Origin of the sequence: Motilimonas pumila (assembly GCF_003596335.1) — a bacterium.
GTDB classification, from domain to species: Bacteria; Pseudomonadota; Gammaproteobacteria; order Enterobacterales; family CBDFNC01; genus Motilimonas; species Motilimonas pumila.
The window spans coordinates 1-566 of the sequence record NZ_QZCH01000161.1; the positions used below are offsets into that span (position 1 = coordinate 1).

2 protein-coding genes are annotated in these 566 nt (G+C 69.4%); both read right to left on the minus strand.

All coding sequences use genetic code 11. The features are described from left to right. On the minus strand, positions 1–411 hold a 411-nt coding region (locus D1Z90_RS21030), incomplete at its 3' end, for a C40 family peptidase (protein ID WP_119912683.1). Continuing rightward, positions 411–566: a phage BR0599 family protein gene (locus D1Z90_RS22160; RefSeq protein ID WP_369122281.1), complete on the minus strand. Its 156-nt coding sequence runs from the start codon at positions 564–566 to the stop codon at positions 411–413. The genes D1Z90_RS22160 and D1Z90_RS21030, both read right to left, overlap by 1 nt.

Here is a 566-nt window from a genome sequence, read left to right on the forward strand (position 1 = left end):
CCGCGCCGGGCGGGTCAGCAGTTCGCTGTGGCCGTCCATGTCGTCGAGCGTGACGCCGACGCCGATGTAGGCGTGGATGACCAGGGGCGGGTCGACGACGATGGCGCCGTGCGAGAACGTGCGTCCGAACCGCCAGACCACGAAATCGCCGGGCGCGAGCGCGTCCCGCTCGATCTCCGTCGCCAGACGGTTCAGCCAGCCGAGGTAGAGTTCTTCACCGTGATGGAGATGCCAGTCGCGGGCGTAGACGCCGACGTCGGTGGGCGGAATGGCGCCGGCCTCGGCGTAGACCGCGAGCGGAAAGCGGGCGCAGTCGGTTCCGATCCCCTTGAGACCGGCTCCGTGGTGATAGGGCGTGCGCAGCCAGCTCATCGCTTCGGCGACCACGGCCTCGCGCATGGCGGCGGACATCAGACCACCGACGTTTCCGGAGCCGGCACGTAGGGCTGGCCCCGGAAATGGACGAGGTTGTTGAATTTGGTCAGGCAGGTCGCCTGGGTCAGGTCGCAACCCGGATAGATCGTGAAGCCGTCGCCGGCGGCGGGCGGCGCCGGCAGGGACGGCAG